This is a genomic window from Prochlorococcus marinus subsp. pastoris str. CCMP1986 (assembly GCF_000011465.1).
Taxonomy (GTDB): Bacteria; Cyanobacteriota; Cyanobacteriia; order PCC-6307; family Cyanobiaceae; genus Prochlorococcus_A; species Prochlorococcus_A pastoris.
The window spans coordinates 1,186,055-1,202,685 of record NC_005072.1 but is presented as its reverse complement, the minus strand read 5'-3'; the positions used below and the strand labels follow the sequence as shown (position 1 = coordinate 1,202,685).

Below are 16,631 nucleotides of genomic sequence, written 5' to 3'. Positions count from 1 at the left end.
CTATGTCAGAAAAAATCACTAAAAAGAAACTTCGTGAATTTGGTATTCTTATTGGAATTGGATTTCCATTCCTAATCGGTTGGATAATGCCTTCTTTTGCAGGTCATGGATTTAGAGAATGGACCCTTTTGATAGGTATCCCTGGACTAATTATTGGGCTCATCGCACCTCGAATATTGCTTTATCCGTATAAGGGCTGGATGTTACTTGGTCATAAGCTAGGATGGGTCAATAGTCATTTAGTATTAGGTCTGGTATTTATTCTTGTCCTTTTACCAATTGCTTTAATTATGCGTATTTCTGGATACGATCCATTAAGAAAAAAAAGAAAAGATAAAAAAACCTATAGGGAAAACAAACAGAATCATCAAACTGACATTACACGAATCTTTTAAACTATGGAAGCATTTCTTGATCTAGTTAAAGACATGTGGGACTTCCTCAAAGTCCGCAAAAAGTATTGGTTAGCACCTTTGATTTTTACAATTGTCTTCATGGGAACATTGATTGTATTTACGCAAGGTTCTGTTATTGCGCCTTTTATTTACTCAATATTTTGAGGATGAAATTTAAAGGAATAGTTTTAAATTGTGCTTTATTTTGTTCGGCCTCCATTTTCCCTCTATTAGCCTACTCTTTTTTAGAAGAATTAATATCTGTAAAGCACCAGGATTTTCAGGTACCCTATGATAAAGAATTAAAACGTCAAATTGAATTTGACTATCCTTTCAAAATCAATAGTGTTAAAGAAGGGAACTTGCCAACTTTCTATCCAGCAGAGACTTTAAAATATTTTTTGTCTTCGAAATTTTACCCTGTAGGGACACTTCCATATACAAATTCCTATTTATGTAATGAGGGTTATGGCTTGGTGACTTACAAGTCTGACAGATTTGGAATGCGAAATAAAGATCAAAACTGGGATAAGATCAATAAAGAGGGTGCAACATTTTTTATAGGTGACTCTTATACTAATGGCGCTTGTGTTGATGATGAATACACATTTACAGAGGTATTTGAAACATTAGTTGGTGCAAATACGATTAATCTTGGGGCTGGTAATAATGGACCAAATGAATATATAGCTAATTTAAAAGGTGTAGTAAAACCTATTATTTCGACAATCAAAAAGCAAAAGTTTGACATTGTTTTGGTTTTTTATGATAACGATAATGTAGGTTTTAATGAAACTGTAGTTAAGCATTTGTCTGTAATTAGACCAATTCCAGTTTTTACAAAAGGAGGTAGAATTAATCCCAGCAAGGAATATAATTTAACATTTAATAGAATAATAAAAAAAATTATCCTACAGATGAAGAGGGAATCTTAAATAAATTAGAGATAAATAAAAATAAGTTACTCAATCCAAATAAAAAAATGTTTTTTTGGTATAGGGTTCTATCTCTTTGGCCATTACGTAGAAGAATTATAAATTTAGAGCGATTTAGAGGTTTACATGATGATTATTCAAAAAGTTCAACTAGTCTTAATGCCATACGCGAACTCAATGATACTTGTAACGTGAATTTATTATGTACCCCTTATGTTGCTTATATACCCAACAGTGATTATTGGCGTCCAAATCAAGCGAGAGATCTTTATAAATTACATCTTAAGAAGAGTTCTAAGAAACTAAAAATTAAATTTATTGATGGTTCAACAGTAATAGATACTAAGGATATTAAAAATTATGCACCCCTTGGACCGCATTTATCTAAATTAGGATATCAAAAATTTGCTGAACTTCTTTCAAGCCATTTAAGTAAAAAAAAATAAATTAAAAATTTATAGAATTTCTTTGAAATTTAAGTTACGTACGATAGCAATTTTGAAACTTAATATTAGAGAAATTTAATAACTCATCTGCAAATGAAATATTCATTTATACTCAGCGTAGATTTCTATAGGTTAAATTTTTATTTTGAAGTCAAAAGATTTTTAGTATCCTTATCTTCACTATAAAAGAGCATATATTGCATAGGAGATCTAAAAAATGAAAAAGCTGCTTGTATTGACGGTATGGTATCCGTATTACTGGTAAATATTTAAAAGTAAATAATCACCTGATAATATTGTTAGTTTTTAGTCCACTAATTTGATCTGCATCCTTTTAACAATAATATTTTATTTCTAATTAAGTTCATTGAGTTTTATCAAATACTAAATATTTAGAGCCAAGAAAATTTTTTAATATAAAAAAATTTTTTCGAAGCATCAATCTAACCTATATTCAATTCAATTATTAAAAAGAAAAATTATTAATTTCATAACAATACCAGGAATTAAATATACATATAGAAACTTTAAAAACAAACTATGATTAAAATTTTTTACTTTTTAAACCCCATTTTATCCGAAGACATATTTTTTGATAATTCCTGATAAATTAACTATCAAAGGACTTAATCAAATATTTAATAAAAATTGAAAAGATGATAAATTGTAGAAATAATTTATAAAAGTAGATAAAGAACCTATTATTAAGAATCTTCAAGATTGCTTATTCACTTTTACTATATATATAAAGAATATATCAATTAATAGTAATTATAATTGAATAAAATTTTCTTTAAAAATATATAGCAAGTTGTTCTATTTTATTAATTACTAAATTTATTTTTCTAAATAATCTTAAATTTTTTAGAAAGGTTTAATTAAAATTGAATTAGGTATATAATTTTACGATATATCAAAAGTATCTTGAGCCTATCTAAATCCTTCTTGAAAATTATATTTCTAAACTTAGTATTTGCTTTTATTGGTTTAGAATTCCTGTCACGTTTTTACTACTTTTATAGGTTTAAGATTAAAGAGCCCTTGCTGATAAATACATACCCAGAAATAGCTAATTATCTAAAGTATGTTAATCATTACAGAGATAAAGATTTTAGAGATGCTTTTTTAAAATCTGAGGTTGAATCAAATAATAAATTGAAACCTATTAATACTAAAGAGGATTCTTTTTTCATATATTCAAGATTTGCATCTTGTGTAAATCAAAATAATTGCAAAACAGTATTGCTTCAGGGAGACTCTGTTGGGGAAGGTATTGGTAATCATGCCTCAGATATTTTGTTTTCAAAAGTTTCTCAAAATGGTTGGCAGGTTTTACATGGTGGGACAACAAGCTTTTCCCCAAAAAATTTTTCTGGGCAATTAGCTTATTTTAATAGTAAGGGAATTAAGCCAGATATCCTAATTACTTATGTAGATCAAGGTGACCTAGGCGATGACGCTATTAGATACAAAAATAACTCTGTTTATAAAAATGAGCCTTTTCGACATTACGTAGTAAAACCTTTTAAAAATAAACATTTTCGTTTTTATAATTATGGAAGTGCCCTTAACCCAGTAAGTCCTTATAGAATTAAGCCACTTACATTTGAATTTATAAGTAAAATTTATACTCTTTCTGTAGTAAAACTTTTTTATCTTACCAATAGTAAGATTAATTTAACCAGAACTCCAGGATGGTCAGACATAACAAAGCCACTAATTATAAAGGATTTTAAGAAGGAGAAATATTTTAAAGAAGTTTTAGAAAATTATATTTTATCTGCTAAAGACTTGGGAGTTAAGGAATTGTATTTTGTTACTATGCCTCACCCTAGAAATATTGTTGATTCAGTCTCAGAAGATAGAAAATTCAAATTCAGTATTGCTTCTTTAGTAGAAGATGTTGTAAAAATGAATAATGAGATAGATGATTTAAAGTCATACCATATTCCAATATCAATTGATCAAAAATTATTCCCCTGTAAAGATAAAGATGAAACTTGCAATGGATTTTATATGTATAACGATCATCATCCTGAAATAAAGGGTTACAAATACATTGGTAAAAAGATTATCAAATTTATAAATAAAAATTCAGAATTTAATGATTTTAAATGAATTTCCTAGATAGGCGTTTCTATTTATTATATTGAATTATGATATAATTCGAAAAAAAACACTTAATATATGGGAATTATTGGTATTTCGTGTTACTACCATGATAGTGCCGCAGCATTAATATCTGAAGATGGAGAAATACTCGCAGCTGTTCAGGAAGAAAGATTTTCTAGAAAAAAGTTTGATTCTCGCTTTCCTTTTTGCTCTGTAGACTATTGCTTGAAAATAGCTAAGGAAAATAATATTGAAGTTGAAAAATATATTTACTACGAAAAACCTATAAGAGTTTTTATGAGACTTTTAGAAACTTATTTTTCAACTGCTCCAAGAGGGCTCACGAGCTTTATACCTGCTATGGAAACTTGGATTGGGGAGAAAATCTTTACAAAACAAAATCTTGTTGATGAAATATTGTTAATTGATGAGAAATTTACTGAAGACAAACTTTTTTTTTCAGAGCATCATTTATCTCATGCAGCATCTGCTTTTTATCCCTCACCTTTCAATGAATCTATAGTTTTATGTCTAGATGCTGTTGGCGAGTGGGCTACAACTACTGCTTGGCATGGAAAAGGAAAGGATTTAAAACCTTTATGGGAAATTAATTTTCCTCACTCTATAGGTATGCTTTATTCCTCATTTACATATTATTGCGGCTTTAAAGTTAATAGTGGTGAATATAAGTTAATGGGTTTAGCTCCTTATGGAGAACCTATATATAAAGACAAAATTTTGAATAATTTAATAACTGTTTTTTCTGATGGATCATATGAACTAAATATGAAATATTTTAAATACCATAGGGGATTAAGAATGATATCATCTCAATTTATAAATCTATTTGGAGAAAAGCCGAGATTATCCAATGAACCTTTAAACAAATTTTATATGGATATTGCTTCTTCTATACAAAAAGTCACTGAAGAATTAATTTTGAATATTACTGATAAATTATATGAAAAATATAAAATAAATAATCTTTGTATGGCAGGTGGAGTTGCACTAAATTGTGTTGCAAATGGCAAAATCTTAGATCAAGGCAAATTTAAAAATATATGGATTCAGCCTGCAGCAGGTGATGCGGGAGGAGCCTTAGGATCAGCTTTAGCTTTATTGTCTAAGTCCAAAAATTTCAAAAGAAATAATGTAAAAATTGACAAGATGCACTCTTCTTATTTAGGACCAGAATTTTCAGATGAAAAAATTGAGAAATTTCTTTTAGGTTTGAATATTTCGTATGAAAAATATCAGGATGATGAATTATTTAAAGAGGTAGCTCAATATCTTTCAGACAGTAAGGTTGTTGGATGGTTTCAGGGTAGGATGGAATACGGCCCAAGAGCTTTAGGTAATAGATCAATCCTTGGAGATCCTAGGGTTCCAGATATGCAAAAGAAGATGAATATTAAAATTAAGAATAGAGAATCTTTTAGACCATTTGCTCCAGCTATTCTTGACTCTCATAAAAAAGAACTTTTTGGAATTGAACATTCATCTCCTTATATGCTGATTACAAGAAATTTATCAAAAAAATATTTAATAGATTCAGATCCTAAAGATAATAGGTATGGCATTGATAAGGTAAATCAAATTAGATCAATTTATCCTGGAATTACTCACTTAGATAATAGCTGTAGAGTTCAAACTGTTTCAGAATCAAGAAATAAGAAGTTCTTTAAATTAATTTCTGAGTTTAATAAATTAACTGGTTGCCCTGTCTTAATCAATACCTCTTTTAATGTAAGAGGAGAACCAATAGTTTGCACTCCAGAAGATGCTTTAAGATGTTTTATAAATACCTCAATGGATATACTAGTATTAGGTTCATTTATAATATTAAAAGATAAATTACCATCTAATTTGAACTCTAAATTTTTAAATACACAATTTGTAGAGGATTAAAATACATGGAATATCCAAGTAAGTCTCATTTACGAAAGTCAGGAATTTTATTCTCGATACTTTTTATTATAGTTTTTTCAATTATTCCATATTTATTACATCAACAAATGAAGGTCTTCCCTTTGTTTTTCTCTTTATTAATAACTACTATTAGTATCTTTTCCCCTTACAAACTTAGAAGACCTTACTCGTTTTGGATTAGGCTTGGTAATATTTTAGGTAGGTTAAATAGTAAATTAATATTAGGCCTATTCTTTTATTTTATGATTACACCATTTTCAATATTAAGAAATTTAATTAAAATGATTTTTAAAATACGAACTAGAAAACAAACAAATAGTGTTAATATTCCTTCAACAGATTTAAATTTTACAGATCAATACTAATGAAATTCTTTTTAATTTTTAAACAAATTTGGGCCTACGCGAAAGTAAGAAAAAAATATTGGTTGGTTCCTTTTGCAATAATATTAGTTGCGATTGCTGTCATATTAATTACTGCACAAGGTTCAATAGTTGCACCTTTCATTTATACACTTTTTTAGAAAACGATGAAAGATGTTGTAAATTTCTATAAGGATATCCCTTTCAATTTTACAAGTGATATAGATTTCTATTTAAAAAATATAAAAAATTCTAATCAGGTATTGGAATATAAAGATCTTCATAAACTATTAATAAAAAATAAATCACTCTTTAAGGGTAAGTTAATTAAGGATGTTATTGAATTTGGTTGTGGCACTGGTTGGCTTACTAATTCTTTGATGTATTACTATAACAAAAATCTTACTTCTGTAGACTTTACTGAGAAGGCTATTGAAGTTGCTAAAAATGTTTCAAAAAAACTAAATAAATCTGCTAATTTCAATCATTGCAACATATTCGAATATGAAGATAATAATAATTATGATTTAGTTATAAGTTTAGGTGTGCTTCATCACACTTTTGATTGCAAAAAAGCTTTTACTAAAATCTCTAAATTCGTAAAACCAGGAGGGTACTTGTATGTTGGTTTGTACCATTTGTATGGGCGAAAACCAATGCTTCAATTCTTACAATCATACTCTAATTGGCATGGGGAACAATCAGCTTATAAATTATTTAAGAAAATGAATAAAAGTATGAATGATGATAGTCATTCATATTCTTGGTTTAGGGATCAAGTATTGCATCCTCACGAGACTCAACATACTTATGAAGAGCTTTTAGGTTGGATAAAAGAGATTAATTTTAAAGTAGTTTCGACAAGCATAAACAATTATAAAGATATTTCAAATTCTAAGAGTAGTGATCTTTTTGATCTCGAAAAATCACTAGAGTCATCATCTTACGAAAAAAATATTAATAAATTAGAATTTAGTCCTGGTTATTTTACAGTATGTGCCCAGAAAGAATAATCAGTTTTTCTTAAGATGTCTTCCAGCTCTCAGCAGATATTAAATAATAGATTTGATTTATCATTAATTTATTTACCTCTTTGGTTCCCAATCATTTATTTATTGACAGTAACTAATGTCCCTTCACTTGCCTCAATATGCTTTGTTTTTAGTTTATTTTTATTTGCAGAGACTCATTTTGCCTCAACATGGTTATTTTTCTTTGATGTTCAAAATAAATATTGGATTAAACAAAATTTATATAAATTAATTGTTTTACCTATATATATTGGGATTGCTATTTTAGGAATTTGGTTCTTTAATCCACAAGTTGTACTTTTACTACATTATTTGGCCTCAGGATATCATGTTACAAAACAAAGCATAGGTATCTCAAAATTGCCTAAGAAAACAGGCACTAATTTTCGTTTAATTATATATTTCTTTTCATTTGGATTCCTTGCTACTGGACTAGTAAAACCTGGCATACTTAACAACCTTTTTATGGAAAATAAGTACATATTTAATTCTTTTCTAGTTATCATATTTCTCCTTTATTTATTTTTAGTTTTTCTTTCAACTAAAATAAAATATATTAAAAATATTAATTATTTTTCTTCTTTAATTACAGGTATTATTATTTATCTTCCGATTTTATTTTTTAAAGATTTGTCTACAGCTACAGCTGTTGGTGTGGGTATGCATTGGATACAATACATATCAATTATAGGTTTAATTTATTTTAGAAAAACAAGTGTTAATTATAAAAATATAAAAGATTTATTAAATTCATTTGAGTTTAAATCAAGACTTTTATTTATTCTAATTTATGCACTAGTAATGACAATATTTGCATTTATAGGTGTTACTTCAGCAAATAATTCTAATAATTCCTTTAATTTATTTTACTTAATCCCAATTATTTTCCAATTATATCATTTTTATATCGATGGTTTTATTTGGAAGTTTTCTGATCCACATATAAGAAATACAATAGGAGCTTTCTTGATGCAGAAGAAAATTGCATAGCAAATTTGTTTTACCAATTAAAATTATAATAATTTAAATTATAAACCTATTTTTTTTTCGCAATAAAATTTGAAGTACAGTTATTTAATTCTTTATCGGTATATTTACTGAACTCTTTATGAATATATTTTCTTTTTAAAGGTAATTTTGCCCATGATCCAAAATTTTGGTAAATTATTTCAAAACCAGATTCTACAAATTTTTTATGCATTTCTACTGCTGGAACTCTGTTTGTATAAAATCCAGAATTAGCAAAAAAGTTTGATTCCCAAATTCTTTTTGAGAATCTCAAATTATTTAATGAATCAGAAAGATGATCTTTGTAATTTATGTTGTGTGACACTAGACCACCTACTTTTAAAACTCTATTCATTTCTTCAATCATTTCATCTAATGTTGATAATCTTATATGTTCCATAACAGAATGCGAAAAAATATAATCTACTGAAAAATTTTCAATTTTTTTAAAACTCTCTATACCATTTGTTAAGTAAGAGGTATTAAATTCTTTTAGAAAATCTGAAATAGTGTTAAGTGATGATAAATTAATATTTTGAAAGTTTTTTTCATCTTTCAAAGAAAATATGATGTCTTTATAGTTAGAGATATTAGTATCAGCAAATTCCTCTACATCAATTAAATATACTTTAGGTGAATTATAAACTCTCGAATAAATAGCAGTAGCAATACCATCACCCGGTCCAATTTCTAATATCACAGGTTCATTAAAGTCTTTAAAGGATTTTAAATCTTCTAAATGACAAAAGAATATTCTTTTAGAGTAATCAACTTGATTCATTCCACCATTTCTAAAGATCCCAATTTTTTGGAAGATTTTTTGTTTAATTGGTAATCTTGAAAGTATTATTTTCAGAAATATTTTTAAAAGCCACATAAGATTATATAAAAAAAACAATATTGATATTCTAGTTCGAAAAATAATTAATTTATAATTCTAAATTATTCTCTTTCTTTTATGTAACAGCAAAATAAAAATTTATTTTGAAAATTAGAAATACAAATAATAAAGTTATTAGATATTAATAGTTACGAACTTTTAAATATATTTGGATGTTAAATTTTATCGAATAAAACTTTTTTATAAATAATCCCAACTGATTTAAATAAAGATAAGTATCCGTTCGAAATGAGATTATCTTTAAATTTAACAGCAGTTCTTAAATTTAAATAAAAGTAATTTTTAATTAGTTTTATATGCATCTCTAGTTTTATTTACAATTTTTCTGATACATATATTAGAAATAAAATAGAAACTTACTTGTTATAGAAGAAAATTTTATATTAAATATTTATGGCTCCAATAAACTCAATTTGGACCATTGAAAAATAATAATTTTGTAAATATAAATTTAAGATCTAATTAATTAAAATTTTATTCAAAATATATAAATGAATAATCTCCTTTATATCCAGTTAATTCGAACCACCATTGCCAAGAATCTTTATTATGAAATGATTCGCAGGTTACTTGCCAATATAGAAGGTTAGCTTTTTCTTCTTCATTCCTAAAACTTTCTACACAAAGATACTTATCTTTTTTACCTACCCTTTCCATTTCAATTAAAGAATTGTATAAATCTTTTGCTGGTAAACAATGAAGAGAATTTAGTGAATAAACAAAGTCAAAATAATTATCTTCCCAAGGAAGGTTTATTGCGTTCCCAATTTTAAGATTATTTTTAATTTCTTCTTTTGCATTATCGATAGCATATTTGGAAATATCTAATCCATATAATTTGGCATTTGGAAGGATTAAAGATATTTCGTAAAGAAGATATCCCTTGCCACATCCAATATCAAGAATCTTCGAATTATTTGTAAGTTTATAGAAATCGATCATTTCTTTTGCTACATTTGACCATCTTCCTGGAATGTATTTATATCCTCCAAAACATATTCTTCTATCTCCATCCCAGTAGTCGAAATCAAACTTTTTGGCTAATTCTGCTGCTTTTGCTTTAGGGTATACAGTGTCGTTAACACGCTTTAAATAATCTCTTTTTGTGCTTTTATGAAGAGAACTCATGAAATCAATTTCTTGCATTTAGTTTTTTAAAGTCTCTAATAATTTACCATTTTTAAATTCAATAATCCTATCACATATATTTAGTGTGCTTAATCGATGAGTAATAAATATAATAGTAACTTTACCTTTTATATTCTTAATTGATTCAATGACAGAGTTTTCAGTTTCGTTATCAAGAGAACTTGTCGCTTCGTCTAGAATTAATATTTGAGCATCTTTATATAATGCTCGTGCAATTGCTATTCTTTGTCTTTGGCCTCCACTTAATAAACTGCCATTTTCTCCAACAATAGTTTCAAATTGATTTGGTAATGAATTTATAAAATCTAATAACTTAGATTGCCTACAACAAGAGATTATTTTTTTATAATCAATTTCTCCCTTTGAAAGACCGAAAGCTATATTCTCTGCAATTGTTGTATCGGCTATAAAGATTTCTTGTGGAACATGGGCTATAGATTTTCTCCATTTAAAAATATTCTCTTTTAAATTACCTTCAAGAATATTGAAATTATCAACAAAATATTCTCCACTATTAGGAGTTAATAAAGTCATAATAATATCTGCAAAAGTGCTTTTACCGGCACCGGATGTTCCTTTTATCCCTATGCATTCTCCTTTTCTCAATTTAAAATTTATATCATTTAATATTATTTTTTCTGTATTAGGATACTTAAATGAAATTTTATTGAGGGAAATATGTTTGTCAAATTTGATATTTTCTCTATGAATATTTTGCTTATTATCTTTATTAGTTGAGAGAATATTAATGGCTTCTATTATTTGATATTTAAAACCTCTAAGATTAGATAACATTCTAAATATAGTTTGTAATGAAGGAAGTAACTTTTGACACCCTATAGCAAATGTACCTAAAATTGCAAAAGAGTTAATATTAACATTATCTAATAATAAAAAGGAAATTATTATAAGACAAATTAAAACTAATACAATATATTCAATAATATATCGAGCCGAATTTACTATGAATCCGTTGCTTGCGGTAAAGACTCTCATGTAACTATCATATTTACCAAAATTAAATACAAAAAAATCTTGCAAATCAGATAAAATTACATCCCTTATACCCTGTAAACTTTCTTGTAAATACTTTTGCCTAAAAGGTTCATTGATAACAATTTTATTGCTATTTTTAGTTAACCTATTTTTTGAATATATACTGAGAAAATAATAAACTAACAATATTGTAGAAAATGCAATTAATGTAATATTTTTACTTATTAATAATAAAGCTATAAAAATTGATATTGCTAATACAGTAGAAGTAACTAATTGGAGAAAAGATTCAAGAGCAATTATGGAGCCCTCTATATTCTTATTAATCCCTGAAATCATATCAGCACTGTTTGTATTTTTTAATTCAACGTAGGACTTATTAAGATATGAATTTAGAGCTGATTTACATAAATCTGTACCGATATTTTGGGCAAGTTTAATTGTATATCTTAAGTTTGTTAATTTGACTATTAATGATATTGAAACTATTAAGAGTGTGGAAATGATAATAAAATATAAAAAATAATTTTCTCCATAAGAATTAAAAAAATTATAAATTGTAGAGAGATATTTATTTGTTTCAATTTCTTTAGGATTAATTACTATATTTAATAATGGGAAAATAATCCCTATAGAAAATATTTCAAAAGCTGCATTCAATAATGCAAGTAGTAAATTTATCCAGATTTGTAATTTTCTCTTAAAGCTAAGATATTTATATAAGGAAGAAAGTAAACTTAATGAATTTGATTGATTTTTATTTAAACCATCTTCAGTTAATCTCATTATATTTTGAAAGAAAATTTGAAACTATTAAAAAAAAAATGACTTTGTTATCAATTTAATTAAATTTTAGATTAATTCTTATCTTTAATAAACCTTTAATTAAAAAATGGAAATTTATTGATTTTTTTTAGGAAATCAATAAAGTAGTATTTATATTTAAAATGAATGATTTTATTAATAAAAAAGTGCTTTCTTTGTAATGAAAATTTTGGCTTCGCTATTAGCTATGTACTTTGAGATTTTTCTTGATAATTTTTTGAAGACATTTTCTGTAATAGTATCTTTATTAAAAATAATAGTATTAAGAATAATTAGAACCCATTTTGATTGATAAATATTTAGCATTAAATCTAAATTATTAAGGGAATCCTTAGGAAAATGTTTATTTGATATTAATTTATTTATTGTACCTATATATTTACTTGGAATTGGATAGTCAGGTTGTAAAACCAAATCACAAATTAATTTACATGGATCATCCCATCCGGCATATTCAAAATCAATAAAATACAATTTTTTTCTATCAATTAATATATTATGAAAACCCACATCAGATGGGGAAAGGATTTTATATATATCTTTTTTTGAATCAAAAAAAGGAAATGATTTATCAATATTTTCACCAAACTTACGAAATAATTTATTAAAAAGAATTTCTAATTCATAAAACGAACTTTCTTTCGGGATGTTATTTTCTTTATTAATTGAAAAATAATTATCCACCTTTTTAAACCTTTCATGAACATGATTAATATGATCATTAATTGAAAATTGAGCCTCCGATGCATTCCCAATCTTTTTTGCAAATTCTGATTCTCTATTACTTTGTATATTTATAAGAAAATCTACTAAAGTTTGACATTCATCATTAGATGGATTTGATAATCTTTCTCCATTTATCCAACTTAACAATATCCATCTTTCTTTAAAATCCCAAACTATTGGTAAGGGGGTATTATTAAATTTACTTTCTTTTAAAAAATTTAGGAAATTTAATTCGGTTAATAATCTATCTCGTTTATCTTTATGATCAGAAGAATAAATTTTAAAAAAATATATTTGCTTTTTAGTAAATACTCTAAAAGATCTACTATTTTTGCCAAATCCTATTTCAGAATAATCCTCAATTGATATTCCCTTTGATTTTAGTAAAGACTTAATATCAATTAAAGGTTTTTTCATTTAACTGATTTCTTCAATTAAGTATTTTAAATCTTTCCAATTCTCTAATAAGTAAAAATCTTTATCAATTTTTTCTTTGAATTTAGGGTTATAAAGTATTCTTTTAATCGATGGTCTTATCATTTCTAAGATGGATTGCAAATCATCAATATAGAAAGAAATATCTAACTCTTCAATACGAGAAATTTTATCTTCTTTTGTTACTTCAAAATATACATTTTCTCTTTTCATAGCTAAGCCATCTTCATCATAGAATTTATTCACTTCTAACCAATTACTTGCTGCTTTGTGAAGATCATATTTTTTGCCAGAATAAGGATATTTAGTTTTATGACTTACTATTATCAATTCAAAATTATCATTTTTTAGTGATTTTAATGCTTCAAACATTCCAAATGATTGCTTGGCCTCAAGTACTTTTAATCCATATACTTCACCTTGAAGTTTGATGAATTCATCTTCGATATTATTATCAATGAAAAACTTTCTTACAGATTTTTTATCTTTATTAATAGATTGAGGTATTAAGTTTTTTTCTAAAGCAAGCTTATAAAATACTTCGTCATAATCAATTAATGTATTATCAAAATCTAAGCCTAATTTTTTCATAGTTCTTTTATTGTATTAATAATTCCTTTTTTATCTATTCCTAAAATATTTCTTGTGTAAGATTGATTACCCAGTTTATGGATAAATTCATTTTTTACCCCTAATCTTTTAATTTTAATATCATACAATTGTTTATCGGAACACCATTCAATTAATGTACTTCCTAAACCACCAACTATTCCATGTTCTTCTAAAGTAATCCAATATTTATATTTCTTTGAAATCATTTTTCTTAAAAAATCATCGTCTAATGGTCTTATACTTCCCATGGATGCTACACCAATATTTAAACCATCATTTTTCAAGGATTTTGCTGCCTCAATAGCTTCTATAAGAATAGGTCCAATGCCAATAATTAAAATTTCTTCTCCTTCTTTTAATATATTTGCTTTACCTATTCCTAGATTATGGGATTCGTTGAATAAATCTGGTTCTCCTTTTTTTCCTATTCTCATATAGGAAGGAGTATTCATTGAAATGGCTTCTTGAAGTTGTGTAGTTAATTCCTGCTTATCCGATGGAGTTAAAATATTTATATTTGGAACTGCTCTGAGAATAGCTATATCCTCTAATGAATGGTGAGTTGGACCCAACTCAGAATACGATAGTCCTGAGCCTGTGCCTACTATTACTACCGGTGCATTATGATACGCGACACCAATTCTAATTTGTTCTAAACATCTAGTGGTAGTGAATGGCGTGATTGTATAAATTACAGGCTTTAATCCGCAAAGTGCCATTCCAGAAGCGAGGCTCATCATATTAGCTTCAGCAATCCCGCAATTAAAGAATCTCTCAGGAGATACACTTTTATATTTATCAAACATTCGATTACCAATATCCCCAGAAAGTAGTACAACATTTTTATTTGCTTCGCTTAATCTTTTTATTTCATTTGCAAATGCGTCTCTCATGATTTAATTTTTTAATTCCTCAAATGCTTTTTTGAATTCCTCTTCATTTGGTGTTTTGTAGTGCCAATTATTATTGTCTTCCATAAAAGATACCCCTTTGCCTTTAATAGTATGAGCAATAATAGCACTTGGTTTGTTTTTATTGGTCTTAGCTAGCTCAATAGATTTATCTATCTGATTGAATTTATGACCGTCTATTTCATAAACATCCCATCCAAATGACTGCCATTTTTCCTTTAAAGGATCTAATGCTAAAACTTCCTTGCTTCTACCAGTCGCTTGCCATTTATTAAAGTCAATAAATATTGTCAAATCATCTAGTTTTTGAGCACCTGCGAACATAGCAGCTTCCCATATACTACCCTCATTACATTCTCCATCACTCAAAATTGAATAAGTTCTGTATTGTAGATTGTTGATTCTTTTAGCTAATGACATGCCAACGGCCATTGGGAAGCCATGACCTAGAGAACCAGTCGCAGCCTCTATACCTGGGATATAACCAGGTTTAGGTGGATGTTCATGGAAAACACTCCCAGGCTTTCCAAATGAATTTAACCTTTCAATTGGGAAAAAACCCTTTAAGCCAAGAACCTGAAATAATGCAGGAGCTCCATGGCCTTTACTAAGAATAAATCTATCTCTATTAATAGCTTCAGAATTACTTGGATCAATATTTAATTCTTTCCAGTAAAGGAAAACTAAGAGTTCGATGCATGAAAGGCAAGAACCAATATGGGGAATTTTTGCTTCATATGAAGTCTTTATTATCCTTTTTCTTAGTTCTGTTGAAATGGATATTAAATTATTGTATTTTTTAGTTTCTATACTCATAGTTTAATAATCACTCTTCCAGATGTTTTTCCTGTCCTCATAGAAAATATTGCTTCATTAATATTTTCTAAATCATAACTTTCAGTAATTAAACCTTTTAAATCCCATAGACCATTTTGCATCATTTTAATAAATCTAGGGATATCCTTCGCTGGGTTACATTCTCCTCCAAATGAGCCAGTTATTTTTTTTCCAAAATGCAGTGGAAGAGAAAATATATTAATATTTTCTCCAGTTTTCGGAACTCCAACCAAAATTAATCTACCTTGATCACTGATTAAATTATAGCCCATCTCAATTATTGAAGTATTCCCAGTATTATCAATAAAAACATCAAGTTCTCTATCCTTAAGTATATTTTCTATTTCATCAAGATAACTTTTGTTAGATGAATTAACCGAATGAGTCGCACCTAATTTCTTAGCAAGATCTAACCTATTATCAAATAAATCAACTGCAATAATTGGCCATGCTGAGGTAAGCCTTGCAGCTTGAATTATATTCAGTCCAATTCCACCTGCTCCAAAAACAACAATTGATTCTCCCATCTTTAGTTTTGCATTATTTTCGATCACACCAAAACCAGTAGTTACAGCACAGCCAAACAAGGCAGCATCCTCTTTAGATATGTTAGCTGGAATCTTAGTACACCTATTCTCGCTAATTATTGCTTTAGTATTAAACGTTGTTACCCATCCAGCGTTGACTGTTTTTCCATTCCAATTATATTTTGGAGGTTCAGACTGAATCCCATTCCCTTGTCTCCAATGAAGAACAACTGAGTCACCTTCTCTTACAGTTTTTACTCCTGGACCAACTTTTTCAACAATTCCAGAACCTTCATGGCCCAGAAGGTGAGGTAAAAATTTATCTTCTCCTTTAACACCATCTATTTCTCCAATTTGAGTTCCGCAAATACCACTATATTCTAATTTTACTAATACCTGGCCAACTTTCAGAGAAGTGGGTAAATCTAATTCATCAACAATTAATTTTTTTTTTTGATTTACTAAAATGGCTGCTTTCATGAATCCCTTAAGTT

General features: G+C 27.3%; 18 protein-coding genes. 10 read left to right on the top strand and 8 right to left on the bottom strand.

The window, feature by feature from the left end; genetic code table 11:
* Positions 1-2: 2 nt before the first annotated feature.
* From TX50_RS06720 to TX50_RS06685, 10 genes are all read left to right on the top strand, one after another.
* Positions 3-395: an SxtJ family membrane protein gene (locus TX50_RS06720; protein ID WP_011132884.1), complete on the top strand. Its 393-nt coding sequence runs from the start codon at positions 3-5 to the stop codon at positions 393-395.
* A gap of 3 nt (positions 396-398) precedes the next feature.
* Positions 399-560, top strand: coding sequence for a DUF5989 family protein (locus TX50_RS09885; RefSeq protein WP_225866752.1), 162 nt, complete (start codon positions 399-401; stop codon positions 558-560).
* A 2-nt stretch (positions 561-562) separates the two neighbouring features.
* Positions 563-1,330: a hypothetical protein gene (locus TX50_RS06715; protein WP_011132883.1), complete on the top strand. Its 768-nt coding sequence runs from the start codon at positions 563-565 to the stop codon at positions 1,328-1,330.
* 47 nt (positions 1,331-1,377) lie between these two features.
* Positions 1,378-1,776 (top strand): SGNH/GDSL hydrolase family protein, encoded by a 399-nt coding sequence (locus tag TX50_RS06710; RefSeq protein ID WP_011132882.1) that lies wholly within the window; start codon positions 1,378-1,380, stop codon positions 1,774-1,776.
* 1,041 nt (positions 1,777-2,817) lie between these two features.
* On the top strand, positions 2,818-3,894 hold the full coding sequence (locus TX50_RS06705) for a hypothetical protein (RefSeq protein WP_042116141.1): 1,077 nt from the start codon (positions 2,818-2,820) through the stop codon (positions 3,892-3,894).
* 69 nt (positions 3,895-3,963) lie between these two features.
* On the top strand, positions 3,964-5,796 hold the full coding sequence (locus tag TX50_RS06700) for a carbamoyltransferase family protein (protein WP_011132880.1): 1,833 nt from the start codon (positions 3,964-3,966) through the stop codon (positions 5,794-5,796).
* Positions 5,797-5,801: 5 nt separating this feature from the next.
* Positions 5,802-6,182, top strand: a complete 381-nt coding sequence (locus TX50_RS09990; RefSeq protein ID WP_011132879.1) for an SxtJ family membrane protein — start codon at positions 5,802-5,804, stop codon at positions 6,180-6,182.
* Complete coding sequence (locus tag TX50_RS09775) at positions 6,182-6,340, top strand: DUF5989 family protein (RefSeq protein ID WP_011132878.1); 159 nt, start codon at positions 6,182-6,184, stop codon at positions 6,338-6,340. Before TX50_RS09990 ends, TX50_RS09775 begins: the two co-directional genes overlap by 1 nt.
* A gap of 6 nt (positions 6,341-6,346) precedes the next feature.
* A complete protein-coding gene (locus TX50_RS06690) occupies positions 6,347-7,192 on the top strand; it encodes a class I SAM-dependent methyltransferase (protein ID WP_011132877.1) in 846 nt (281 codons plus the stop codon).
* A gap of 15 nt (positions 7,193-7,207) precedes the next feature.
* A complete protein-coding gene (locus TX50_RS06685; RefSeq protein WP_011132876.1) occupies positions 7,208-8,200 on the top strand; it encodes a hypothetical protein in 993 nt (330 codons plus the stop codon).
* A gap of 46 nt (positions 8,201-8,246) precedes the next feature.
* Here TX50_RS06685 and TX50_RS06680 read toward each other — a convergent pair whose 3' ends face one another.
* The 8 genes from TX50_RS06680 to TX50_RS06645 form a co-directional block, all read right to left on the bottom strand.
* The gene (locus TX50_RS06680) at positions 8,247-9,095 is read right to left on the bottom strand and encodes a class I SAM-dependent methyltransferase (RefSeq protein WP_011132875.1); all 849 of its coding nucleotides are present in this window, start codon (positions 9,093-9,095) and stop codon (positions 8,247-8,249) included.
* Between the two features lie 498 nt (positions 9,096-9,593).
* Positions 9,594-10,265, bottom strand: a complete 672-nt coding sequence (locus TX50_RS06675; protein WP_011132874.1) for a class I SAM-dependent methyltransferase — start codon at positions 10,263-10,265, stop codon at positions 9,594-9,596.
* Positions 10,266-12,050: an ABC transporter ATP-binding protein gene (locus tag TX50_RS06670; protein ID WP_011132873.1), complete on the bottom strand. Its 1,785-nt coding sequence runs from the start codon at positions 12,048-12,050 to the stop codon at positions 10,266-10,268.
* Between the two features lie 174 nt (positions 12,051-12,224).
* Positions 12,225-13,232, bottom strand: coding sequence for a phosphotransferase (locus tag TX50_RS06665; RefSeq protein ID WP_011132872.1), 1,008 nt, complete (start codon positions 13,230-13,232; stop codon positions 12,225-12,227).
* A complete protein-coding gene (locus TX50_RS06660; RefSeq protein ID WP_011132871.1) occupies positions 13,233-13,841 on the bottom strand; it encodes a hypothetical protein in 609 nt (202 codons plus the stop codon).
* On the bottom strand, positions 13,838-14,755 hold the full coding sequence (locus TX50_RS06655; RefSeq protein ID WP_011132870.1) for a transketolase family protein: 918 nt from the start codon (positions 14,753-14,755) through the stop codon (positions 13,838-13,840). The genes TX50_RS06660 and TX50_RS06655 overlap by 4 nt, the downstream gene beginning before the upstream one ends.
* Before the next feature lie 3 nt (positions 14,756-14,758).
* Entirely contained in the window at positions 14,759-15,589 is an 831-nt protein-coding gene (locus TX50_RS06650; RefSeq protein ID WP_011132869.1) for a transketolase, read from the bottom strand.
* Entirely contained in the window at positions 15,586-16,617 is a 1,032-nt protein-coding gene (locus TX50_RS06645; RefSeq protein ID WP_011132868.1) for a zinc-binding dehydrogenase, read from the bottom strand. The genes TX50_RS06650 and TX50_RS06645 overlap by 4 nt, the downstream gene beginning before the upstream one ends.
* Positions 16,618-16,631: the final 14 nt, after the last annotated feature.

Coding starts and splice junctions, on each gene's coding strand:
- TX50_RS09885 (WP_225866752.1), top strand. CDS start 399: ATGGAAGCATTTCTTGATCTAGTTAAAGACATGTGGGACTTCCTCAAA.
- TX50_RS06720 (WP_011132884.1), top strand. CDS start 3: ATGTCAGAAAAAATCACTAAAAAGAAACTTCGTGAATTTGGTATTCTT.
- TX50_RS06650 (WP_011132869.1), bottom strand. CDS start 15,589: ATGAGTATAGAAACTAAAAAATACAATAATTTAATATCCATTTCAACA.
- TX50_RS06675 (WP_011132874.1), bottom strand. CDS start 10,265: ATGCAAGAAATTGATTTCATGAGTTCTCTTCATAAAAGCACAAAAAGA.
- TX50_RS06685 (WP_011132876.1), top strand. CDS start 7,208: ATGTCTTCCAGCTCTCAGCAGATATTAAATAATAGATTTGATTTATCA.
- TX50_RS06655 (WP_011132870.1), bottom strand. CDS start 14,755: ATGAGAGACGCATTTGCAAATGAAATAAAAAGATTAAGCGAAGCAAAT.
- TX50_RS09990 (WP_011132879.1), top strand. CDS start 5,802: ATGGAATATCCAAGTAAGTCTCATTTACGAAAGTCAGGAATTTTATTC.
- TX50_RS06645 (WP_011132868.1), bottom strand. CDS start 16,617: ATGAAAGCAGCCATTTTAGTAAATCAAAAAAAAAAATTAATTGTTGAT.
- TX50_RS06665 (WP_011132872.1), bottom strand. CDS start 13,232: ATGAAAAAACCTTTAATTGATATTAAGTCTTTACTAAAATCAAAGGGA.
- TX50_RS06715 (WP_011132883.1), top strand. CDS start 563: ATGAAATTTAAAGGAATAGTTTTAAATTGTGCTTTATTTTGTTCGGCC.
- TX50_RS06690 (WP_011132877.1), top strand. CDS start 6,347: ATGAAAGATGTTGTAAATTTCTATAAGGATATCCCTTTCAATTTTACA.
- TX50_RS06670 (WP_011132873.1), bottom strand. CDS start 12,050: ATGAGATTAACTGAAGATGGTTTAAATAAAAATCAATCAAATTCATTA.
- TX50_RS06660 (WP_011132871.1), bottom strand. CDS start 13,841: ATGAAAAAATTAGGCTTAGATTTTGATAATACATTAATTGATTATGAC.
- TX50_RS09775 (WP_011132878.1), top strand. CDS start 6,182: ATGAAATTCTTTTTAATTTTTAAACAAATTTGGGCCTACGCGAAAGTA.
- TX50_RS06710 (WP_011132882.1), top strand. CDS start 1,378: ATGTTTTTTTGGTATAGGGTTCTATCTCTTTGGCCATTACGTAGAAGA.
- TX50_RS06680 (WP_011132875.1), bottom strand. CDS start 9,095: ATGTGGCTTTTAAAAATATTTCTGAAAATAATACTTTCAAGATTACCA.
- TX50_RS06700 (WP_011132880.1), top strand. CDS start 3,964: ATGGGAATTATTGGTATTTCGTGTTACTACCATGATAGTGCCGCAGCA.